Source organism: Streptomyces sp. CA-294286, from assembly GCF_050947155.1.
Lineage (GTDB): Bacteria > Actinomycetota > Actinomycetes > Streptomycetales > Streptomycetaceae > Streptomyces.
Genome location: NZ_CP192005.1, coordinates 5,993,621 through 6,016,073, shown reverse-complemented (window position 1 = coordinate 6,016,073; position 22,453 = coordinate 5,993,621). Strand labels below are relative to the sequence as shown.

At 73.0% G+C, this 22,453-nt stretch carries 14 protein-coding genes; 11 read left to right on the top strand and 3 right to left on the bottom strand.

The features are described 5' to 3' along the window. Window positions 1-445: 445 nt before the first annotated feature. A complete protein-coding gene (locus tag ACQPZG_RS31215) occupies window positions 446-1,924 on the top strand; it encodes an aminotransferase class I/II-fold pyridoxal phosphate-dependent enzyme (protein ID WP_433549035.1) in 1,479 nt (492 codons plus the stop codon). Window positions 1,925-2,011: 87 nt separating this feature from the next. After that, the gene (locus ACQPZG_RS31210) at window positions 2,012-3,193 is read left to right on the top strand and encodes an amidohydrolase (RefSeq protein ID WP_433549621.1); all 1,182 of its coding nucleotides are present in this window, start codon (window positions 2,012-2,014) and stop codon (window positions 3,191-3,193) included. A gap of 219 nt (window positions 3,194-3,412) precedes the next feature. Here ACQPZG_RS31210 and ACQPZG_RS31205 read toward each other — a convergent pair whose 3' ends face one another. From ACQPZG_RS31205 to ACQPZG_RS31195, 3 genes are all read right to left on the bottom strand, one after another. After that, complete coding sequence (locus tag ACQPZG_RS31205) at window positions 3,413-4,276, bottom strand: geranyl diphosphate 2-C-methyltransferase (protein ID WP_433549034.1); 864 nt, start codon at window positions 4,274-4,276, stop codon at window positions 3,413-3,415. Between the two features lie 61 nt (window positions 4,277-4,337). Beyond that, window positions 4,338-5,687, bottom strand: coding sequence for a family 2 encapsulin nanocompartment cargo protein terpene cyclase (locus tag ACQPZG_RS31200; RefSeq protein WP_433549033.1), 1,350 nt, complete (start codon window positions 5,685-5,687; stop codon window positions 4,338-4,340). 62 nt (window positions 5,688-5,749) lie between these two features. Further along, complete coding sequence (locus tag ACQPZG_RS31195) at window positions 5,750-7,159, bottom strand: family 2B encapsulin nanocompartment shell protein (protein ID WP_433549032.1); 1,410 nt, start codon at window positions 7,157-7,159, stop codon at window positions 5,750-5,752. An 815-nt stretch (window positions 7,160-7,974) separates the two neighbouring features. Here ACQPZG_RS31195 and ACQPZG_RS31190 point away from each other — a divergent pair. The 9 genes from ACQPZG_RS31190 to ACQPZG_RS31150 all read left to right on the top strand — a co-directional run bounded on the left by ACQPZG_RS31190 (window position 7,975) and on the right by ACQPZG_RS31150 (window position 22,450). Continuing rightward, window positions 7,975-8,745 carry a class I SAM-dependent methyltransferase gene (locus tag ACQPZG_RS31190; RefSeq protein ID WP_433549031.1) on the top strand — a complete coding sequence of 257 codons (771 nt, stop codon included), beginning with the start codon at window positions 7,975-7,977 and terminating at the stop codon, window positions 8,743-8,745. Between the two features lie 541 nt (window positions 8,746-9,286). Then, entirely contained in the window at window positions 9,287-10,765 is a 1,479-nt protein-coding gene (locus ACQPZG_RS31185) for a sugar transferase (protein WP_433549030.1), read from the top strand. Window positions 10,766-10,817: 52 nt separating this feature from the next. After that, window positions 10,818-12,134 carry a nucleotide sugar dehydrogenase gene (locus ACQPZG_RS31180; RefSeq protein WP_433549029.1) on the top strand — a complete coding sequence of 439 codons (1,317 nt, stop codon included), beginning with the start codon at window positions 10,818-10,820 and terminating at the stop codon, window positions 12,132-12,134. Next, a complete protein-coding gene (locus ACQPZG_RS31175) occupies window positions 12,124-13,419 on the top strand; it encodes a glycosyltransferase family 4 protein (RefSeq protein ID WP_433549028.1) in 1,296 nt (431 codons plus the stop codon). The genes ACQPZG_RS31180 and ACQPZG_RS31175 overlap by 11 nt, the downstream gene beginning before the upstream one ends. Next, window positions 13,416-14,801, top strand: coding sequence for a Wzz/FepE/Etk N-terminal domain-containing protein (locus ACQPZG_RS31170; protein WP_433549027.1), 1,386 nt, complete (start codon window positions 13,416-13,418; stop codon window positions 14,799-14,801). Before ACQPZG_RS31175 ends, ACQPZG_RS31170 begins: the two co-directional genes overlap by 4 nt. Window positions 14,802-14,824: 23 nt before the next feature. Continuing rightward, window positions 14,825-16,327: a Wzz/FepE/Etk N-terminal domain-containing protein gene (locus ACQPZG_RS31165; RefSeq protein ID WP_433549026.1), complete on the top strand. Its 1,503-nt coding sequence runs from the start codon at window positions 14,825-14,827 to the stop codon at window positions 16,325-16,327. Between the two features lie 2 nt (window positions 16,328-16,329). After that, on the top strand, window positions 16,330-18,285 hold the full coding sequence (gene asnB / locus ACQPZG_RS31160; protein WP_433549025.1) for an asparagine synthase (glutamine-hydrolyzing): 1,956 nt from the start codon (window positions 16,330-16,332) through the stop codon (window positions 18,283-18,285). After that, on the top strand, window positions 18,282-20,465 hold the full coding sequence (locus ACQPZG_RS31155; protein ID WP_433549024.1) for a bi-domain-containing oxidoreductase: 2,184 nt from the start codon (window positions 18,282-18,284) through the stop codon (window positions 20,463-20,465). The genes asnB and ACQPZG_RS31155 overlap by 4 nt, the downstream gene beginning before the upstream one ends. After that, on the top strand, window positions 20,462-22,450 hold the full coding sequence (locus ACQPZG_RS31150; protein WP_433549023.1) for an alginate lyase family protein: 1,989 nt from the start codon (window positions 20,462-20,464) through the stop codon (window positions 22,448-22,450). Before ACQPZG_RS31155 ends, ACQPZG_RS31150 begins: the two co-directional genes overlap by 4 nt. The last annotated feature ends 3 nt before the right edge of the window (window positions 22,451-22,453 follow it).

Here is a 22,453-nt window from a genome sequence, read left to right as displayed (position 1 = left end):
CGTACGCACGTAGGCCGGAAACGATCCCGGGGATCGAAGCGACGCCCGGGATCGTGCCCCGCAGCTGAACAATGCGGCACCGCAGTGGTGGGTCCCTCGACAGCGCGTTCGGGCGACGAGTCGGCCGGTGCCTTTGCGGCCTCCGGGCAGGTGACGCTGCCGGAGCCGGGCTGCGCCGCCCGCGTCGCCGGGAAGAGGCGGCGCGCACGTGAGCGTTTCGCGCCCACGGCGCCTCGTCGGGGCGGCGGCCCGCCGCACGCGGGGTCTGCCGTGGCACCGGAACGAAGACACAGACGGCGACCACGCAGCGGGTTCTCGCCCGTCCAGTGCCTGGGTGCCTCCAGGGCTCCCGACGGCACGTTGCTGAGGAGCGGGACTGCGGGCCGTACGGGCGAAGTCCGCCGCACCTTCGTTTTCCGGCTGCCCGGCGGGGCACGGGCCTGTCATGGACCATTCGAAGGCACCGGTGCTGGAGGCCCTCGCGGCCTACCACGCCGAACAGCAGACACCGTTCACGCCGCCCGGACACAAGCAGGGGCGTGGCGCGGACCCCCGGGTGCGTGCCGTGCTCGGCGACGCGGTCTTCCGCTCGGACGTGCTCGCGATCAGCGGGCTCGACGACCGGACGTCCTCCCACGGCATCCTCGCGGAGGCGCAGGCGTTGATGGCGGACGCGGTGGACGCCGAGCACACCTTCTTCTCCACCTGCGGGAGCTCCCTCTCGGTCAAGGCGGCGATGCTGTCGGTCGCGGGCCCGCACGAGGCCCTGCTGGTCGGCCGGGACGCACACAAGTCCGTGGTGTCGGGTCTCATCCTCGCCGGCGTGCGGCCCATCTGGGTCGACCCGCAGTGGGACGCCGAACTGCATCTCGCGCACCCGCCCTCCAGCGAGTCCTTCCGCGCCGCCTTCCGGGCGCACCCCGAGGCCAAGGGCGCGCTGGTCACCAGCCCGACTCCGTACGGCACCTGCTCCGACCTGGGCGCCATCGCGGCTGTCTGTCACGAGCACGCCAAGCCGATGATCGCCGACGAGGCCTGGGGCGCGCATCTGCCCTTCCACCCGGACCTGCCGACGTGGGGCATGGACGCGGGAGTCGACGTCTGCGTCACGTCGGTGCACAAGATGGGCTCGGGGCTGGAACAGAGTTCCGTCTTCCACCTCCAGGGCGACCTGGTCGATCCGCACGTGCTCAGTTCGCGCGAGGACCTGCTCGGCACGACGAGCCCGTCCAGCCTCGTCTACGCCGCTCTGGACGGCTGGCGGCGCCAGATGGTCGAACACGGACGCGCGCTCTACGACGACGCTCTCGCGCTGGCCGACGACGTACGCGGACGCATCGACACGATGAGCGGCATGCACGTGCACGGGCGCGCGGACTTCTGCGGCCCCGGGCGCGCCGCGGACATGGACCCGTTGCAGGTCATCGTGGATGTCACCGGCCTGCGCGTCTCGGGATACAGCGCCGCCGACTGGCTTCGCGAGCACCACCACGTCAACCTGCACCTGAGCGACCACCGCCGCATCAGCGCACAGCTGACCCATGCCGACGACGAGAAGTCGGCGAAACGGCTGCTCGGCGCCCTCGAAGACCTCGTACGACGGGCCGAGGACCTTCGGCCCGCGCCCGAGATCCACGTGCCCGACCCCACCGAGTTGCGGCTGGAACAGGTCATGCTCCCGCGCGACGCCTACTTCGGCCCCGTCGAACAGGTCCCGTGGCAACAGGCCGTGGGACGCGTCAGCGCCGAGATGCTCACCCCCTACCCGCCCGGTATCCCCGCCGCACTGCCCGGCGAGCGCCTCAATCGGGACGTGCTGGAGTACCTGCGGGACGGGGTCGACGCGGGCATGGTCATTCCTGACGCGGCGGACAGCGAGGTGAGGACCGTGCGCGTCGTCGCGGCCGACAGCGCGAAGGAGTAGACAGTGGCCGCCACGCCCCGGGATCCGACCGAGTGCACTGCCACGCCCCCTCCCGACGGCCGCGGGGTCCACCCGGACCTCTCCGCCGTGCACGAGCGCATCGCGCAGGAGGTGACAGCCCGTGCGCCGCGTCTGTGGGATGTGGCGCTCGCCCTGCACCGCGAGCCGGAACTCGCCTTCGAGGAACACGCTGCGGCGCGGCTGCTCACGGGCGAACTGGCGGGCGCCGGCTTCACCGTACGGCGCGGAGTCGCCGACATGCCCACCGCCTTCGTGGCCGAGGCCGGCACCGGCGAGCGCCCACGCGTCGCCTTCTTGCTGGAGTACGACGCGCTGCCCGGCCTGGGACACGCCTGCGGCCACAACCTGATCGCCGCCGCCGGCCTCGGAGCAGCTCTCGCGCTGAACAGCGCGCTGTCCGCCGCCCCGGGAGTCGGCGGCACGGTGTCGGCGATCGGCACCCCTGCCGAGGAAGGAGGCGGCGGGAAGGTGCGCGAGGTGGCGGCCGGCGTCTTCGACGAGGTCGACGCCGCGTTGATGTTCCACCCCGGCGTCAACAACTGGACGTGGGCTCCCCTCACCGCGCAGGTGCAGGTACGGGTGGTCTTCCACGGGCGCGCCGCACACCCCACCGGCAACCCGACCGAAGGGGTGGACGCCCTGGCGGCTCTGCTCCAGATGTTCGGTGCTCTGAACGTGCTGCAGCGGCGTCTCGCCCCCGGAGGACACGTCCAGGGCATCGTCACCGACGGCGGGCGGGCCACCAACATCGTCCCGGAGCGGGCGGAAGGGCTCTTCGGCCTCCGTGCGGCCACGACGCACGCCCTGGACGAGCTGGTGGCGGAGGTGTCGCGATGCGCCGAGGGCATCGCGGCGGCCACCGGCACCCGGGTGGAGGCGTCTCGCACCGACGCGGGATACCGGCACTTCCGTGACAACGACGTACTGTCCAGCCGGTTCGCCCAGCACCTGCGCGCCGCGGGCATCCCGCTGGAGGAACCGACGGCCGGAATCCACCTCGGGTCGTCCGACATCGGCGACGTCAGTGCGGTCGTCCCCGCCATTCACCCCTTCGTGGCGATTCTGAGCTCCGACGCATCGGACCACACACCCGAGTTCGCCACCGCGGCGGCGGGCGCACCCGGGCGGCGGGCCGTGCTCGCCGCAGCGCGCGCCCTGGCCTGCACCGCCGCCGACCTGTTGGGAGAACCGGGCCTGTGCGCACGCGCCTGGGCACGTCAACGGGAGAAGGCCGCTGCCGGCCAGTGACACGACAGCACCCGGAACGAGCTGTCCGGGCGAGCCGCGCCGGCGATGTCCGGCGTGCCCTCCGGCACAGGTCCCCCCTCGCGCCGAAACCGGCCCCGGAGCACCCGCGTCCGCCCGCACCACTTCTGCTGAGCGACGACGTACCGCCGGCAGGCGACGTGCAGCGGCCTCCGCTCCCCGGATGCGGGCCCGGGGAGCGGTCGCAGACAGCGGGCGGGGTCAGACCCGGTCGGCCGCGATCAGGACGTACTGGAAGGATCCGTCCTCGTACGAGTTGATGAACGCGTCCTCGATGCCCGTGACCAGCGAGGACGTGGCACGGAGCTTCCAGTAGGGCAGGGTGTCCGGGGTGAGGTCGACGACGGCCTGGGGGACGAGGCGGTTGTCGGCCATCGCGCGCAGGTATTCGCGGCGGGAGTGGATGTTGCACTCGAAGTGGGCGTTGATCTGTGAGACCCACTTGGAGGGCTGGCCGTAGCGCGGGTTCCAGCAGCCGGTGATGGTGACGTAGCGGCCGCCGACCGCCAGGACCCGGGAGTGCTCGGCGAAGAGGTCGTGCAGGTCGACGTACATGGTCGACTCGTTGTTCCACGAGCCCGCGGCCGAGCCGGAGGCGAAGGGCATGGTGAGCATGTTGCAGACGCGGGCGCGTACGTGGTCGTCGATGCCGAGTTCCTGAGCGCGCCGGTTGGCGAAGTCGGCCTGTTTGGCGGAGAGGGTGACGCCCTCCACGGTGCAGCCGAAGCGCTGGTGTGCCATGACGCTCGTGCCGCCCCGACCGCATCCGGCGTCGATCAGGGTGTCGCCCCGGCCGATCGTGCCGAGGTGGTCCAGGAGAACTTCGGACTGGGCCGATTCGAGGCGGTGGAGTTCGGCGATGAGCTTCTGCTCGGCGTCACCGTCCTGGGGGTCACCGAGGGCGGCGTGGTCGACGTCGCCGATGCCGTAGTGGTGGTGGTACAGCCCGTCGACGTCGCCCAGACGCAGGTTGACGGGGCGGGCCTCGCCGTCCCAGTAGCGGGCGATGTCGCCCTGGTAGGGGGTGGAGGGCGTGGGGACGAACGCGGAGGTGGTGCTGGTCACGAAAGGATCCGTTCTGTTCGTTGGCAGTGTGCGGGTGGTGCCGTGCGTGGTGTCCGACCGGTCACCAGAAGTCGGGCAGCGTGTAGCGGTAGGTGTTGGTGGAGTGCCACCGGTGGTTGCCGTCCACCCAGGCGGCGACGCCGCGCAGGAAGCGCTGCACGCTCGGCACGGGGCAGCCGGCGGCCAGGGCCGCGGCCTCCGACTCGAAGGTGTGCATGAGGTCGTTGTGGACTTCGACGGCCTTCAGGTAGGCGTCGCGTTCGGAGAGGTTCTCCCGTTCGGCGAGCACCACGGGGAGGTTCAAGTGGACGCCGGGGGCGTCGAGTTCCTTCATGTACGAGTAGAGGTCGTTGACGATCGTGGTGGCGTTGCCCGCCAGGGCGATGACGCGCTGCATGGCGGGCTGGGCGTGCAGGTCCGCGGGGAGTTCGTAGCCGCCGACCGTGTCGGTGATGGTCGGGCAGGGACGGAAGTTGTTGAACTGGCGCATCGCCAGGTACTCCCAGACCTCCGGTACGCGCTCCTCCAGCGCCCAGGCGGCCTCGGCGAGGTAGCCCAGATGGAGGCGGGCCATGTCGTGGCGGAGCCGGTCGGCCTGGGAGGCGCTGGCTTCCTGGACGAAGTACTCCATGGCGGACCGGTACGCGCGGCGGGGGGCGTCCGCGTGGAGGGACCGCGCCCACTCGGGTTCGTACTCCTCGGTGGTGTGCAGGGGGTCGAGCGCGGTGTGGGCGAGGAGCAGGCGTTCGCCGAGGCCGACGGGCGAGCCGCCGTGGTCCTCGCAGTAGCAGTCGTCGACGGCGTTCTCGGCGACCATCAGGCGGGTGGCGAGCATCAGGTGGTCGACAGTGGGGGCGTCCGGGTGGCAGCCGACCATGTATCCGGCGACGGAGAAGCCGTCGAAGTCGTCCTCCCAGTCGTCGGGGAACAGGTCGACCTCCTCCTGCGCCCATGCCTTGATCCGGCGGCTGACCTCTTCCACCCGCACGGGGTCGGGATCGGGCACCGGGTGGAAGTAGAGACCGGGGATGGGGCGGCCCGCAGGCCCGGCCGGAAGGTCCGCAGGAGGGGACGCGGGGGGCGTGGGGGCGAGCAGGCGCAGGCCGGAGGTGCCCAGGCCGCTGGGACCGCGCGGGAGCCGGGGCGCTCCGGAGGGCGTCGCGGTGGTGCCGGCGGTCGGGGACGCGAGGCTTGTGGGGTCCGTCAGGCCCGTGGAGTCCGTCAGGCCCGGGAAGCCCCCGGGGCCCGCGAGCGGTCCCGGGGGGGACGGTGCGGGGGCCGGGCCGCCGGTGGCGCCCGCGAGGTCGAGGACGCGGGCCGCCGCTTCGGCGGGCACGTGCACTCCGAGGTGTGCGGCCGACTCGGGTGCGCGCCACGGCGTGGGAACCGGATCGGGATCGGGTGCGGGCATGGGGCTCCTTGTCCGAACGGGGCGGATGGGTGGGTGATGCGTGCGCGGACACGGGAGCCGGGTCAGGCGCGCCAGTGGCCGATCTGTACGTTCTCCAGCACGCCGAGCGCGTCCGGCACGAGGACGGCGGCGGAGTAGTAGGTGGTGACCAGGTAGGAGACGAGGGCCTGCTCGTTGATGCCCATGAAGCGGACGGAGAGCCCCGGTTCGTGCTCGTCGGGCAGGCCGGTCTGGCGGAGGCCGATCACGCCCTGGTTGTCCTCGCCGGTGCGCACGATCAGGATGGAGCTCGTGTTGTCCGCGGCGATGGGGATCTTGTCGCAGGGCAGGATCGGGACACCGCGCCAGGCCCGCACCGGCTCTCCGTCGAGGTCCACCTGGTCGGGGTAGAGGCCGTGGGCGCTCCACTGCCGGCCGATCGCCGCGATCATCCTGGGGTGGGCCAGGTAGAACTTCGAGCCGCGTCGGCGGCACAGGAGTTCGTCGAGGTCGTCCGGGGTGGGCGGACCGGTGCGGGGCTGGAGGCGCTGCTTGAAGTCCGCGTTGTGCAGGAGGCCGAACTCCCGGTTGTTGATCAGCTCGTACTCCTGGCGCTCGCGCAACGCCTCCACCGTGAGCCGCAGTTGCTCGGCGGTCTGGTGGAAGGGGCCGTTGTAGAGGTCGGAGACGCGGGAGTGGACGCGCAGGATGGTCTGCGCGACGGAGAGTTCGTACTCGCGGGGCCGTGCCTCGTAGTCGACGAACGCGCCGGGAAGTACGTGCTCGCCGACGTGTCCGGCGGACAGGGCGATCTCGGCCTCGCCCTTGTGGTTCTGCCGCTGGCGGGGCAGCGACAGGAAACTTTCGACGTGCGCGTGCAGCGCGGGCGCGGACTCGCGTACGGACTCGAAGGCGTCGCGGGTCAGCGTGAGCAGAGTGCCGGCCGTGTCGGCGGTGGCGGTGTACTCCCAATGGGCGTCGGCGTCCAGGAGAGCGTGGTCGCCGAAGCGTTCGCCGTCGGCGAGCACGGCGAGTCCCTGTTCGTCGCCGTACTTCCCCACGGTCTTCTGGCTGATGCGGCCATGGGCAATGAGGTGGAGCCGGTCGGCCGGGGCGCCGCGTTCGACGAGGATCTCGCCCGCCCGGAAGTCGCGCTGTTCGCACCGGTCGGCGAGCGCGGTCAGGACGTCCGTGTCGTCGAAGCCGCGCAGCAGGGCGAGTTCGCCGAGTTCGCGGGGGATGACGCGGACGTGGGCGCCGTCCTGGACGAAGTCGACGCGTCCGTCCCCGACGGTGTACGTGAGGCGTCGGTTCACCCGGTAGGCCCCGCCCTTGGTCTCCACCCAGGGGAGCATCCGCAGCAGCCAGCGGGAGGTGATCTCCTGCATCTGCGGGGCCGACTTGGCCGTGGTGGCGAGATTGCGGGCGGCTACCGTGCTCAGTGCCTGCTGGGCGGTCTCCGCCCGTTGTTCGGGGCTTGTTTCCACGCTCATCGGATGGGCTCTCCTTGGACAGGGCAGCGGCAGGACGTGCCCGAATTACCGGGCGAAGAGGGACAGCTGGGGACACAGGTCCGGGTATCGACCCAGACGCGGTGGAACAGTAGCCACCGGTTCGGTGTCCCGGCCCGTGGAAGCCGAGGACATTAACTCGATACGTTGATCGGGCCCGCCGGATGTTTGCCCGGGTACCGGCGAGATTCGGCCGATTCGGTGGGCTGCCGCGCCGTCGGAGCGCGGAAGGGAGTGCGCGCGAGATGGCTGTGGTGGGCGAGAATCGGCCAGGCCTCGCGAAGGGCCCGTGGTGAGGTCCCTTCGGAGACGCTAGGGGCTCTGGTCGGTCGCCGTCCGGGGCGGGCGGTGCCGGTCGGCCGAGCGGGGGCGGATCTTGGTGCGCGTGCGGTGGTGTGGCTGATGCCATGAGCCGGGCGGCCGAAGAAGCCCGCATGCGGTGACCGGCGCCCCGGTGAGCCCTGCCGCCGAGCGTTCGAGAGCGGCCCCGGCGAGGGCGTCGGCGGGCCGAATCCCGGTGGCTGCCGGGGCGAGGCGTCACGTTCCTTCGGCGGCTCGCCCCGACCCGGTGCGGAGAAGGACTCCGCCGCCGCCCCGCCGTGCGGCCGTGGGCCGTTGCGGACCGGCCGCACGCGTCCGCACGCACCCCCGTTCGCACCGGCCGGGGCGGTGCAACTGCTGTAGCACCCGTAGACGCAGAGCATCCGTTGTTCCTCCGGTCCCAGGAACCCCGTTTTCTTCCAGGAGTCCGGACCTATCCTGGCGCCGACTGCGGAGACGACCCGGGGGGACGGCCGATGACGGCATCGAGCAGGAGTACGTCCGTGTGGAAGTCGGGGGCCAGGCGGCTTCTGCGACGTACGGGATTCGACCTCGTACGCAGTACCGGACACCAAGGAGGCGTCGACGACTTCATCCCGTTCGAAGCGACCATGCGGGCCGCGAGGTCGGCCGGAATGTCGGTGGGCGACTACATCGACGACGTCATGAACGGGACGCCCGGCGCCACCCGGGCCACCGTCGACGCCTTGCGCACCCGGGGTGTCTACTCCGACGGCCCGGACACGGTGCTGGAGATAGGGCCCGGGTCCGGCCGGTACCTGGAGAGGACGCTCAAGGAGTGCTCGCCGCGCCGTTACGAGATCTACGAGACGGCGGCGCCCTGGGCCCGCCACCTGGTGGAGACGTTCGGGGTGGTCGCCCGGCCGACCGCGGACAGCAGCCTCGCCCCGACCCCCGACGGCAGCGTCGACCTCGTGCAGGCCCACAAGGTCTTCAACACCGTCACCTTCCTGTGCGCCTCCCGCTACTTCTTCGAGATGGCACGGGTCACGCGTCCCGGAGGCCGCATCGTCTTCGACGTCATGACGGAGAACTGCCTGGACCCGGCCGCCGTTCGCGCCTGGGCGACCAAGGGCGGATCGGGGCACGGCTCCTATCCCGCGGCCCTGCCGCGCACGACCTGCGTGGACCTCTTCGCGACCCTGGACTGCGACCTGGAGGACGGCTTTCTGGCACCTCTGGGGGTCGCCTCCACGGAGGTGCTGGTCTTCCGCAAGCGGCCCTGAGGCGGCGGGCAGTCGCGGGCCCGTGGACGGTCCTGAGGCCACGCGCGGGCGCGAGGCGGCGGGCAGGCGCGGGACCGTGGGCGGGCGCGGAACGGAGGGCCGGGCTCCCGGGCTTCGGCACGAATTCCACACGCCCTCTCTCCATCCCGGCTCCGATGGTCTAGATTGACCGTGCTTCGGCCCTTCGGGCACGAAGAGACCAGTAATGATCTACGCGTTCGGCGTCACGGACGGGCAGCACGCGCCTTGTTGCACGAGCGTGACGGGTGGTCGGCTCACGGAGCCCGGGAGGGAGCCCGGGTTGCGGGCCGGGTCCGGCGCACCCCGTGGGACGGGCAGCACGGAGGAGTCCGCTGCCGTCCGGATGGACCGGCCCGGCGCGCCAGCGGCCGGGCATTTGGCACAGAGGGGGCGCGGGCCTCCTCGGAGAAGAACAGCGCAGCGCGAGGGTGGCCCCACGGGGAGGAGCAGCAGGCGGGCTCCCACCGCGGGGAGTGGTCTGGGACGTACACGTCGAACCACTGGCGACCTGGGGGATTTCGTGCAGCAGGGGGACTTAGTCAGCCCGTTTGCGTCGGCGCGCACGCGCCTTGTGAACGGGACCATCAGCAAACCCGCGGTCGACTGGGAGCAGCGCTACCGCCGCACCGTGATCGCCGGTGACACACTGGCCACCGCCCTGGTGGCCGGGGCGATCGGCAACTTCTTCGGTGCCCGGGACGCGGCCGACTGGCACGAGAAGTGGGTGATTCTCGCCTTCGGCACCGAGTTGCTGGTGCTGGGCGCACTGGCGGCGGGCCGGTCGTGGGCTCCGGCGGTGCTCGGCCAGGGCGCCGAGGAGTTCCGCAGGCTCGGTCGCTCCCTGTTCGCGGCGACGGTCGTGCTGGCGCTCGGCGGCATCGCCCTCACCTCGCGGAACATCAAACTCTGGATCTTCGTGGCGATCCCCGCGATCGCGCTCGTCACCATGACCGTGCGGTACCTGCTCCGGCTCTGGCTGCACAAGCAGCGCAAGGAGGGGCAGTGCCTGCGGCCGGTGCTCGCCGCCGGAAGCCCGGCCACGGTGCGCGACCTGATCGCCCGGACCCGCAAGTCCCCGCACCTGGGCTGGCGGGTGGAGGCGGTCTGCACCCCGGACGGAATCGGGCCGGACGGCGGCCACCTGGACGGCGTGCCGGTCGTCGGTCGGCTGGCCGATGTCGCGGGCCACGTGCGCCGCGACGGCTACCGGGTCGTCGCGGTCACTCCGGACCCGCACTGGTCGCCGGACGGGCTGCAACGGCTGGCGTGGAACCTGGAAGGCAGCGACGCCGACATGGTCGTGGCGCCCGTCCTGATGGAGGTGGCCGGCCCCCGGTTGCACGTCGACGCGGTGCTCGGCATCCCGCTGCTGCGCGTCAGCATGCCGGCTTTCACCGGGGGCCGCCGGGCCGTCAAGGAGGTCGTCGACCGGCTGGGCGCGGCGCTGCTCCTGCTGCTGTTCGCGCCGCTGATGCTGGGCGTCGCGCTGCTCGTACTGGCGGACAGCCGGGGCGGGGTGCTGTACAGCCAGCGCCGGGTCGGCAAGGACGGCCGCGAGTTCACCATCGTCAAGTTCCGCACCATGGTCGCCGGGGCCCACGGGGCACGCTCCGCGCTGGCCGACCGCGACGAGGGCGCCGGGCTGCTGTTCAAAGTCCGCCGGGACCCGCGGGTGACCCGGGTGGGAGCTGTTCTGCGCCGCTATTCGCTGGACGAGCTTCCGCAGCTCGTCAACGTGCTCACCGGGTCGATGTCGCTCGTCGGCCCGCGGCCTCCGCTGCCGGAGGAGTCCGCCGCGTACGGCCCGGACATCCGACGGCGGCTGCTGGTCAAACCCGGTCTCACCGGTCTGTGGCAGATCAGCGGACGCAGTGATCTGCCGTGGGGGGAGGCGGTCCGCCTCGACCTGCGGTACGTGGAGGACTGGTCGCTCGCCCTGGACGCGGTGATCCTGTGGAAGACGCTGCGTGCGGTGTTGCAGGGCCGGGGAGCGTACTGATGGGCGCGCGCGACGCAGGCCGCTGGGGCCTGCCCGGGGGGAGGAACGCGTCATGAGGGTCAGCGTTTTGGGGCTGGGTTACGTGGGCTGTGTGACGGCCGCGTGCCTGGCCGAAATGGGGCACGAGGTCATCGGCGTGGACGTCAACCGGGCGAAGGTGGACCTGATCAACGCCGGTCGGGCCCCGGTGGTCGAGGAGCGGATCGGCGAGCTCGTCGCCGAGGTCGTGCGGACCGGAGCCCTGCGCGCCACCTGCGACGTCCGCGAGGCACTGCTCGCCGGCGAGGTGACGCTGGTGTGCGTGGGTACGCCGTCGGAGCCCAACGGCAGCCTGTGCACCACGTATCTGGAGCGGGTCACCGAAGAGATCGGCGCGGCACTGGCCGAGCGGGGAGGGCGGCAGACCGTCGTGTTCCGCAGCACGATGCTCCCGGGCACCTGCCTGAACCTGCTGGTGCCGATCCTGGAGAAGCACGTCGGCGGCACCGCCGGGGTGGACTTCGGGGTGGCGGTCAACCCGGAGTTCCTGCGCGAGGGCACCAGCGTGCAGGACTTCTTCGATCCGCCGAAGACGGTCATCGGCGAGATCGACCGGGCGAGCGGCGACGTGGTGGCGGCCCTGTACGACGGTGTGCCCGGCGAGGTGTTCCGGGTGCCGGTGGCGACGGCCGAGGCGATCAAGTACGCGGACAACGCGTTCCACGGCCTCAAGATCGGCTTCGCGAACGAACTGGGTGCTGTCTGTCAGGCGCTCGGGGTGGACTCGCACCAGGTGATGGACGTCTTCCTGGCCGACCGCAAACTGAACATCAGCCCTGCCTATCTGCGCCCCGGGTTCGCCTTCGGTGGCTCCTGCCTGCCCAAGGACCTGCGCAGCCTGGTGCACGCGGCGCACCGGGCGGACGTCTCGGTGCCGATACTCGCCCACATCCTGCCCTCCAACTCCGATCACCTTCAGCGCGCGGTGGACCTGGTGGAGCGCACCGGCAAACGCCGGGTGGGCCTGTTCGGGCTGTCCTTCAAGCCCGGCACCGACGACCTCCGGGAGAGTCCGCTCGTCGAGCTGGCGGAGAGGCTCTTCGGCAAGGGGTACGACCTGCGGATCCACGACGCCAACGTGTCCCTGTCGCGTCTCGTCGGCGCGAACCGCGCGTACATCGAGGGCCGGCTGCCGCACCTCGCGCAGTTGCTCGCGGACACTGTCGAAGAGGTGCTCGAACACGCCGAGGTGTGCCTGGTGGGGACCAGGGACCCGGCGGTGCTGGAGGCGCTGCCCCAGGGCGGCGTGCCCCTGCTCGTCGACCTCGTCCACCTTCCCGACGCCGCGGCGCGCCGGGCCGAACCGGGGTACCTCGGCCTTGCCTGGTGACGCGGCGTCCGACGACGCGGTACGGGAGGGGCGGGCAGGCGGCGACGGGCGGGGCAGGCGCGCGCTGATCCTGGTGGAGAACCTGTCGGTGCCGTTCGACCGGCGGGTGTGGCAGGAGTGCACGACGCTGCGCGACGCGGGCTGGGAGGTGCACGTCATCTGCCCCCGCGGGGAGAAGCGGGACACGGAGCGCAAGGTGACGATCGAGGGGGTGCGGATCCACCGCTACCCGTTGCGTGCGGCCACCGGGGGGCCCGCCGGGTATCTGCGGGAGTACGGTGCGGCGCTGTGGCACACGGCCCGTCTCGCCCGCAGGGTCGGCCCGGTCCACGTGGTGCACGCCTGCAATCCGCCCGACCTGCTGTTCCTGCCGGCGCTGTGGCTGAAGCGGCGCGGCGCGCGCCTCGTCTTCGACCAGCACGATCTGGTGCCCGAGCTGTACCTCTCCCGGTTCGACCGCGGCGAGGACCTGCTGTACCGCGCCGTGTGCGCGCTGGAGCGGCTGACCTACCGGGCCGCGGACGTCGTGCTGGCCACCAACGAGAGCTACCGGGAGGTCGCGATCCGCCGTGGCGGCCGACGGCCGGAGGACGTGTTCGTCGTGCGCAGCGCGCCGCGCACGGACCGTTTCCAGCCGGTTCCCGCGGAGGAGGAGTTGAAGCGCGGCAAGCCTCATCTGCTGTGCTATCTGGGGGTCATGGGGCCACAGGACGGCGTCGACTACGCCCTGCGGGCCCTGGCGAAGCTCCGCGACGAGCAGGGGCGGACCGACTGGCACGCGGTGTTCGTGGGTTCGGGCGACGCCTTCGACGCGATGGTGGAGCTGTCCCGGCAGCTCGGGCTCGGCGAGCAGGTCCAGTTCACCGGGCGCGTCCCGGACGCCGATCTGCTGCGCTACCTGTCCACCGCGGACGTGTGCCTGTCGCCCGACCCGCGCAACCCGCTGAACGACGTGTCGACCATGAACAAGGTCCTGGAGTACATGGCGATGGGCCGGCCCGTCGTCTCCTTCGACCTCCGGGAGGCACGGGTCTCGGCCGGCGACGCCGCCGTGTACGCGCCCGCCAACGACGAGGCCGCGTTCGCCGGGCTCATCGCCTTGTTGCTGGACGATCCGCAGCTGCGGGCCCGGATGGGCAAGATCGGCCAGGAACGGATCGGCGGCCGGCTCTCCTGGCGGAACTCGCAGGACTCGCTGCTCGCCGCCTACGCCGCTGCCTGCCGCGTCCGCACTCCGGCGTCGCCGGGCGGGGCGCTCCGGCCGCGGAGGAGGCCGCGGCGTTGACCGACGAAACGATACGCCTGGCCACGATCGGCCGATTGGTGCGCCGGCGCCTGCGGCTGCTCGCCGTCCTCGCACTGGTGGGCGCGCTCGTCGGTTTCGGCGTGTCCCTGCTGTTCCCGCCGCGGTACACGGCGTCGGCGTCGGTACTGCTGGCAGGACAGTGGGAGGAGCGGGCCCTGGTGACCCAGGCGGAGATCGCGGCCAGTTCGGCGGTGGTGGACCGGGCGGCCGCCGCGCTCGGCCCCTCCGGCGGCGGTGAGCTGCGGGACCGGGTGAGTGCCGAGACCTCCGACGGGAACATCGTCAGGATCTTCGGCACCGCCGACAGCCCCGAGGGGGCGCAGCGGCTCTCCGACGCGGTGGCCGAGCAGTTCGTCGCCTTCGCCGCGCGGATCGCGGGCGCCGACGGCGACGTGGACGCGGGACCCGCCGCGCTGCGGCAGCGGGTGGTGCAGACCGACCGCCGGATCACCGAGCTGGCCGACGCGGCCGATCCGGGGCGGACGGTGGAGAGCGTGCAGGCCCGCACCGAGCTGGAGAAGCTGCGCACCGCGCTCCGGGAGGCCATGCGGCGGCTCGACGAGACCGACCCGGCGACCCGTGGGGCTGGACTGGTCGTCATGGGACCGGCGGCCAGGCCGACCGGCGAGACCCCGCCGACCCGCATCCAACTCGTGGGTGCCGGGGGCGTGTTGTTCTTCGTCGGCGGTGTCGTGGGCCACCTCGTGGCCGCGCGGGCGGATCGCCGCCTGCGGGGCGGGCAGGAGGTCGCGGCGGCGTTGGGGACGACGTTGCTGGGTGCGGTCGAGGTGCCTGGTGGACCGGGTGGGCCCGGTCCGGAGAGCGGTGGCCGGCCGGCCGGGCTCCGTCGGCTGCTGGGCGTGGACACCCCGTGGAACGCACCGGGCCCGCGGCCTTCCACGGACGAGGCGGACAGCGTGCTGCGCCTCCGGCGCGTGGGCGCCCGCCTCCTGGAGGGCCGGCCGGCTCCGCATCGGCTGCTGGTCGTCGTACCCGACGGCGACCGGGGTGCCCGGCCGGCCGCCGAACGTCTCGTCACCGAGGCCGGGAGCGTGCCCGCCTCGTCCTCTTCGCACGGTGAGCGCCCGGTGCTGCGCCTGGTGGGCGTATCGGTGTCGGCCCCGGTGGTGCCGGACCGCGGCGCCGAGTCCGGCGCGGTGGTCGTGGTGGGTGCGGGCCGTTGGACGGCGGAGGAGCTGGCCCGGATCGCCGGTGCCTGTGCGGACGGCGGGCACGAGGTGGTCGGCGCGGTCGTCGTCGGGGGCCGCGGGGACGTTCCGCCCCCCTCCGCCGCCCCTTCGCGCGAAGACTCCCGCGCGTCGCTCGCGGCTCGCGGCAGCACGGCGGGAGGGACGCGGTGACGGCCGGGGCGTGGGAGGCGCCGATGTCCGCTCCCCTGCTGGACCTCCAGGCGCTGGTGGCGGCGGTGCGCAGGCGTCGCCGCCTCTGGTGCTCGGTGGCGTTGCTGGGTCTGCTGGCCGGGGTGGCGTTGGCGCTGCTGCGGCCGCCTCCCCCGACCGCCGTGACCAAGGTGCTGGTCGCCCACCAGGAGGACCAGCCGAACGACACCGGGACGCTGATCCGCACCGACGTGGCGCTGCTGGCGACCACCAGGATCGCCGACAGGGCCCTGCGGACCCTCAAGTCCCGTGAAGAGGCGGAGGACTTCATGCGTGACTACCGGGGCACCGGTGTCACCAACAACCTGTTGCAGATCGAGGTGACGGGGAACAGCGACGCGCAGGCGGTGGCCCGTGCGCGGGCGTTGGCGGACGCGTTCGTCGCGGACCACGTGCAGCGGATGCGGGAGACCGCGCAGGCTGAGGCCGCCGCTCTGCTCGACCAGCGCGACCGTATGCGCGAGGAACTCGCCCAGGTCAACAGGACGATCGGGGACCGGCCGCCGCAGAGCGATCCGCAGGCGGCGGCGGGCGTCGAGTCGCTCTTCGCGCGCCGGGCCGAACTCACGTCGCGCATCGCGGACTTCGACCAGCGCGCCGTCGAGGCGCGCACCGGCACGCCCCGGATCGTCACCGGCACGCGGATCGTGGACGCCCCGCGCGCGCTGGAGCATTCCGTACCGCGCACCGCTGCCACGAACGGCGCCGTCGGGCTGGCGCTGGGGCTGGCGCTCGGTCTCGCCCTGGCCGCGGTCGGCTCGGTGGTGGCGGACCGCCCCGTGCTGCGCCGGGACATCGCGCAGAACCTGGGCGCCTCGGTCGTCGCGGAGCTGCGCCGCGCGCCCGGTGGCCGGATCGGAGCGTGGCAGGGCCGACGGTCCCGGGCGGCACGGGCACGGCTCGCCACGACCCTGGCCCGCATCGTGCGCGGCTCCACGCAACCGGTGTCCCTGCTGGAACTGGGCTGCGCGCGTGGCGCGGGCGTGCTCGCCCTCGACGTGGCCGGGGTGCTGGCCGCGGACGGGCCGGTGGCCGTCGTCGACGGGCTGCCGGGACCGGGGCTCGCCGGAAGCAGCCGGGCGCCGGGGGCTCCCGACGTGGTCGGCGGCGAGGAGGCCGCCGCGCTGCCGGCGGAGGTGCGGCGGCTCGGCGTCGGCTCGGTCTCCCCCGGCACCGCGTGGTCGGACCTTCCCCACCTCGGTGCCAGAACCGTGCTCCTCGTACGCGCCGGGCACGGCAGCGCCGCGTGGCTGCACACCGTGGCGCGGCAGCTCGCGGAGCAGCGCGTCACGGTGGCCGGTGTGGTGCTGGTCGGCGCCGATCCGCGTGACCGGACCGACGGCACCCTGTGGGACGGGGCGCCCACCGCCTCGTCACGCGGCCACGAACTGCGGCACGCCCGGCAGAACGGGGCGGTCCGGTCACGGACGGAGCGGCCGTCGCGGCAGCCGGCGAAGGTCCCGGACAGCGACCAGGAGGCACGGTAGAGATGTGTGGCATCGCAGGCGCGTTCCGCTGGCCGGACGGGAAGGCCGTGACCGACCGGCTCACCGACGTCCTCGCCCACCGGGGTCCGGACGGGGCGGGCCGCTACGACCATCCCGTGGGCGACGGTCAGGTGCACCTCGGGCACCGCAGGCTGGCCGTCGTCGACCTGTCCGGGACCGGTGCGCAGCCGATGGTCTCGGACGGTCTGGCCCTGACGTACAACGGCGAGCTGTACAACGCGCCGGAGCTGCGCCGCGAACTGGCGTCGCACGGGGTGCGCTTTCGCGGCACCTCGGACACGGAGGTGCTCCTGGAGGCGTGGCGGCGCTGGGGCACGGACTGCCTGCCGCGGCTGCGCGGGATGTTCGCGTTCGGGATCTTCGACGAGCGCACGCAGGACCTGGTGCTCGTCCGCGACCAGCTCGGCGTCAAGCCCTTGTTCCTGGCGCGGCGCGACGGGGGCCTGGTGTTCGCCTCCGAGCTCAAGGCGCTGGCCGCCGCGGCAGGCGGAGCGCTCCAGGTGGACCACGCGGCCCTGGTGGCCTCGCTGTTGTACTACTGGGTGCCGGACTCGCGGTGCGCGCTGCGCGGGGCGGAGAAGCTGCCGCCGGGGACCTGGCTGCGGTGCCGGCCCGACGGGCGGGTGGAGCGCGGCCGGTACTGGAACCTCAAGGACGTCGCCGCCGAGGGCCGGGAGCGGGCACTTGCCGGTGACGTGCCGGACCTGGCGGCCGTCGTCGCGGAGTCGACCCGGCGCCATCTGCTCTCCGACGTGCCCGTGGCGACCTTCCTGTCCGGCGGTCTGGACTCCAGCTACCTGACCGCGCTGGCGGCCCGCGACCGGCCCGGGATCTCCGCCTACACGATCGGATTCCGGCCCGAGGACGCCAGGTTCGAGGCGATGCCGGACGATCTGCGCCATGCGCGGCAGGTCGCGGCCCGGTTCGGCGTCGATCTGCACGAGATCGAGATCGCGCCGAACGTCCTGGACCTGCTGGAGAGGATGACCTACCACCTGGACGAGCCGATCGGCGACCCGGCCGCGATCAACACCTTCCTGATCTGCGAGGCCGCCCGGCGGGCCGGGGTCAAGGTGATGCTCTCGGGGATGGGCGCGGACGAGTTGTTCGCCGGGTACCGCAAGCACCTGGCCAACGTCCTGGCCCTGCGCTACCAGCGTGTCCCCGGGCCGCTGCGGCGCGGCCTGTCGGCGGCGGTGGACCGGCTGCCGGTGGCCTCGTCCCGCCGGGGGTACCGGTCGGTGCGGTTCGCGAAGCGGTTCCTGTCGTTCGCCGAGCTGAGCGAGGAGGCCGCGTTCCGGCGCAGCTACACCATGTACGACCGGGGGGAGCTGCTCGCCCTGATCGATCCGGACCTGGCGGGGACGGTCGACGACGTACTGACCGAGCACGCGGACGTGTACGGGGACAACGACCTCGACGACTTCGTCAACCGCATGTGCCTGGCGGACGCCCGGATGTTCCTGCCGGGCCTGAACCTCGCGTACACGGACCGTTCCAGCATGGCCGCGTCGACGGAGGTGCGGGTGCCGTACGTGGACGTCGAGGTGGTGCGGGCGGCCTTCGCGGTGCCGGGAAACCGCAAGATCGTCGGCCGGCAGGGCAAGGCCGTCCTGAAGGAGGCGGCCGTTCCAGTCCTGCCCCGGGAGATCGCGTACCGGCCCAAGGGGCTGTTCAGTGCCCCGCTGCGGGCCTGGATGAGCCGGGACCTGGCACCGCTGGTGCGCGAGGTGGTGCACGACGGCGTGCTCGTCGGTTCCGGGTTCCTGCGCCGTGACGCGCTGGAGCGGATGGTGGCCGAGGACGCCCGCGGGCAGCGGGACTTCTCCAAGCATCTGTGGCACGTGCTGACCCTTGAGTACTGGTATCGCGACGCGATGCGCGGATGCGGCGGACCGCTCGGCCGACGGATCGGGAATGCGGAGGAGTTCGGGTGAAGCAGGTAGTGCAGAACTACAGGAGCGGCGAACTGGCGGTGCTCGACGTGCCGGTGCCGGAGTGCAAGCCGGGCGGTGTGCTGGTGCGCACCGTGTATTCGCTCATCTCCACCGGTACGGAACTGATGAAGGTGTCCGAGGCGGGCATGTCGATGCTCGGCAAGGCCCGCTCGCGTCCGGACCAGGTGGCGAAGGTGGCGCAGAGCGTGGCCGTCAACGGGCTGCCCGCCACGTACCGCAAGGTGCTGGGCAAGCTGGACTCGTACACGCCGCTGGGGTATTCGCTGTGCGGGGTGGTCGAACAGGTCGGCAGCGGGGTCGACGACGTGAAGACGGGCGACCTGGTGGCCTGTGCCGGCAACGAGCACGCGCTGCACGCCGAGTGGAACTGGGTGCCGAAGAACCTCTACGCCCGGGTGCCGGAGGGTCTGGCGCCTCAGCACGCGTCGTTCGGGACCGTCGGGTCGATCGCGTTGCAGGGCGTCCGCCGCGGCGAACCGCAGCTGGGGGACGTGGCGTTGGTCATCGGCCTGGGGCTGATCGGGCAGTTGGTGGCGCAGTTGCTGACGGCGGCGGGGGTGCGCCTCGTCGGCGTCGACCCGGACCCGGTGCGCTGCGAGCTCGCCCGGCGCCAGGGCGCCGCGGCCTGCGGCGACCCCGGGTCCGCGGCCGTGGAGGGCGCGGTCGCCGCGCTCACCGACGGTCACGGCGTGGACCAGGTGTACCTGGCCGCCGGCGGCGGCAGCAACCAGCCGGTCGAGCTGGCCGCCCGGCTGAGCAGGGACCGCGGCCGGGTGGTCGACATCGGCAAGTGCCCTCTGGACCTGCCGTGGAACGCGTACTACGAGAAGGAGCTCGACGTCCGGTTCTCCCGCTCGTACGGTCCCGGGCGCTACGACCCCCAGTACGAGCTGGAGGGGCACGACTACCCGATCGGCTATGTGCGCTGGACCGAGCGCCGGAACCTGGCGTGCTTCCTGGACCTGCTCGCGCGCGGCCGGGTGGACGTGGCGCCGCTGGTCTCGCACACGGCGGACTTCGAGGACGCGGTCGAAACGTACCGGCGGCTGGAGGGCGGCGAGCAGAAGGCCGTGGCCGTGCTGTTCCGCTACCCGGAGCGGGAGGAGTCCGTACGGCCCCCCGCGGTGGCGGTGCCCGCGGTGCGGCGCGGCCCCCGGGCGCCCGCCCCGGCGCGGGGCGCGAAGTCCCCGGTGCGACTGGCGTTCGTCGGCGCGGGGAACTACGCGACGTCGATGCTGCTGCCGCACCTGGCGGGTCGCGAGGGCGTCGAGTTGTCCACGGTCGTCACCACGACGGCGCTGTCCGCGGCCAACGCCCAGCGGAAGTTCGGCTTCGCCCGTGCGACCACCGACCTGGACTCCGTGCTCGGTGACGAGTCGGTCGACGCGGTGTTCGTCGTCACCCGCCACAGCTCGCACGCCGCGCTGACGCGCAGGGCCCTGCTGGCGGGCAAGGCGGTGTTCGTGGAGAAGCCCCTGGCCCTCGACCGGGACGAGCTGGCCGGGGTGCTGGCGGCGGTGGAGGAGTCCGGCAACGACCGCTTGCAGGTGGGCTTCAACCGCCGGTTCGCGCCTCTGTTGCGGCAGGCCGCGAACCGGTTCGGCGTCAGGACCGGTCCGGCGAGCCTGCGCTGTCTCGTCAACGCGGGCCGCCTGCCGCACGGCAGCTGGTACCTCCGGCAGGGCACCGAGGGCTCGCGGTTCGCCGGCGAGGGAGGGCACTTCATCGACACGGCGAGCGCGCTGATCGGGGCCGATCCAGTCTCGGTGTACGCGATCGCCGCACCCGGCGACGAGGACCTCCAGGTCGTGCTGCGCTACCCGGACGGGTCCACCGCCACGCTCAGCTACGTCACCACGGGGGCGTCCGGCTTCCCCAAGGAGACGCTGGACCTGATGGCCGACGGGAAGGTGCTGCGGCTGGACGACTTCGTCCGCGCTTCGGTGTACGGGTCCGGGCGGCGGTGGGTCGGTTCACGCCTGCCCAGGGCCCGGGACAAGGGCCAGAACGCCGAGCTGGCCGCGTTCGTCGGGGCCGTACGGAGCGGTGGGCCGATGCCGGTGCCGCTGGAGTCGCTGGTGGCCACCACCGCGGCGACCCTCGCCGTGCGGGACTCCCTGGCCGCCGGCGTGCCGGTGACCTTGGCGGGGCCGCGATGACCATGAGCGCGCTGTGGTACGTGCGGCGGCTGTCGCGGATGGGGCCGCGGGAGGTCGCCGGCCGGGCGGGCGACGCGGTGCGCAGGCGGCGGTGGCGGTCGGCGCGGCCGTCCTGTCCGGCCGTACGCAACGCCCGGTTCACCTCCGTGCTGCCCGCCGGGGCGCTCGGGACGGTGCCGCCGGACGCCGCGAAGCGTCTCGTCGCCGAGGCGGAGCGGCTGATGGCCGGGCACGTCGAGTTCTTCGGGGTGGTGCGCGACGACCTGACGGAGCCCGACTGGTGGTACGACCCCAGGACCGGGCGGCACGCCCCGTGGGGGTACGCCTTCGGTCTGCCGTACCGGGACGAGGAGGTCAGCGGGGACATCAAGCAGATCTGGGAGCTGTCCCGGCACCAGTACCTGACGGTGCTCGCCGCCGCGTACGCGCTCACCGGGGACGAGCGGTACGCCGAGCGGGTGGCGGCGCACCTGCGGTCGTGGTGGGCGTCGAACGCGCCGCTGCGCGGGGTGCACTGGATCAGCGGCATCGAGCTGGGCATCCGGGTGCTGTCCTGGGTGTGGATCCGCCGGCTGCTCGACGGCTGGCCCGGGGCGGTCGCCCTGTTCGAGGACAACCCGGTGGCCCGCCACCAGATCTGGCACCACCAGCGGTGGCTGGCGGCCTTCCCCAGCCGGGGGTCGTCGGCGAACAACCACGCCGTCGCCGAGGCCGCCGGGCAGTTCGCCGCCGCCTGCGCGTTCGGGTGGTTCCCCTCCTCGGAGCGCTGGCGGGCGGATGCGCTGCGGTCGCTGGAGCGGCACTTGACGCACAACACCTTCCGCTCCGGTCTCAACCGCGAGCTGGCAACCGAGTACCACGGGCTCGTGCTGGAGCTGGGCCTGGCCGCGCTGGCCGAAGCGGACGCCGCGGGCGTGCAGGTTCCGGCGCCGGTGCGGCTCGTGCTGCTGCGGATGACGGACGCGCTCGCGGCCGTGGTCGACACCCGGCTGAGGCCCCCGCGGCAGGGCGACGCGGACGACGGGCACGGTCTGGTCGTGGACGGCGCGGGCACCGACCGCTGGGGCTCCCTGCTGGCGACCGGGGATGCCGTGTTCGGTCGGCTGTCCTGGTGGCCGCAGACGCCCGGCACCGATGTGCGCACCCCGCTGCTGGCCGCCCTGATCCGGCCGTACGCGCAACACGGCACGGCAGCGTCCGTGCGCCGTCCGGCCGAGCGGCCCGCCCACTTCGCCGACGCCGGGCTCACCGTCCTGCGCGCCACCGGGCGGAGCGGTCCCGCGGCGGGCGGCGCCGGGGAGATCTGGTGCCGCTGCGACGGCGGCCCGCACGGTTTCCTGTCCATCGCCGCGCACGCCCACGCCGACGCCCTGTCCGTGGAGGTCCGGCACGACGGGGTGGACGTGCTCGCCGACCCGGGGACGTACTGCTACCACGGGCAGCCCGCGTGGCGCCGGTACTTCCGCTCGACGCTGGGGCACAACACGCTGGAACTGGGCGGCGCCGACCAGTCCGTCTCCGGCGGCCCGTTCCTGTGGACCCGGCACGCCCGCAGCCGCGTCCTGGTCGCGGACACCCCGGGCGACGGCGTGGCCCGCTGGGGCGCCGAGCACCGCGGCTACCGGCGCAGCGTGCACCGCCGCCGGGTGGAACTCAGCGCCGCCGAAGCGGAGTTACGGGTGGTCGACGAGGTGCGCGGGCCGCGCCGGGCGGCCCGTCTGGCGTTCCATCTGGGGCCCGCCGTCGCCGCGGACCTGACGGGGAGCCGGGCCAGGCTCAGCTGGGAACGGGACGGGGAGGAGCGTTTCGCGGTGCTCGATCTGCCCGGACAGCTGCGCTGGCGGGCGCACCGGGGCGAGAGCGATCCCCCGCTGGGCTGGTACTCGGCCGGCTTCGGACGCAAGGAACCGGCCACGACGCTGGTGGGCACCGGTTTCACGTCCGAAGCCGAGGCGTTCACCACCGTGCTCGGATTCCGGGGCTGAGGG

Coding starts and splice junctions, on each gene's coding strand:
- ACQPZG_RS31190 (WP_433549031.1), top strand. CDS start 7,975: ATGACGGCATCGAGCAGGAGTACGTCCGTGTGGAAGTCGGGGGCCAGG.
- ACQPZG_RS31150 (WP_433549023.1), top strand. CDS start 20,462: ATGACCATGAGCGCGCTGTGGTACGTGCGGCGGCTGTCGCGGATGGGG.
- ACQPZG_RS31180 (WP_433549029.1), top strand. CDS start 10,818: ATGAGGGTCAGCGTTTTGGGGCTGGGTTACGTGGGCTGTGTGACGGCC.
- ACQPZG_RS31195 (WP_433549032.1), bottom strand. CDS start 7,159: ATGAGCGTGGAAACAAGCCCCGAACAACGGGCGGAGACCGCCCAGCAG.
- ACQPZG_RS31165 (WP_433549026.1), top strand. CDS start 14,825: ATGTCCGCTCCCCTGCTGGACCTCCAGGCGCTGGTGGCGGCGGTGCGC.
- ACQPZG_RS31215 (WP_433549035.1), top strand. CDS start 446: ATGGACCATTCGAAGGCACCGGTGCTGGAGGCCCTCGCGGCCTACCAC.
- asnB (WP_433549025.1), top strand. CDS start 16,330: ATGTGTGGCATCGCAGGCGCGTTCCGCTGGCCGGACGGGAAGGCCGTG.
- ACQPZG_RS31200 (WP_433549033.1), bottom strand. CDS start 5,687: ATGCCCGCACCCGATCCCGATCCGGTTCCCACGCCGTGGCGCGCACCC.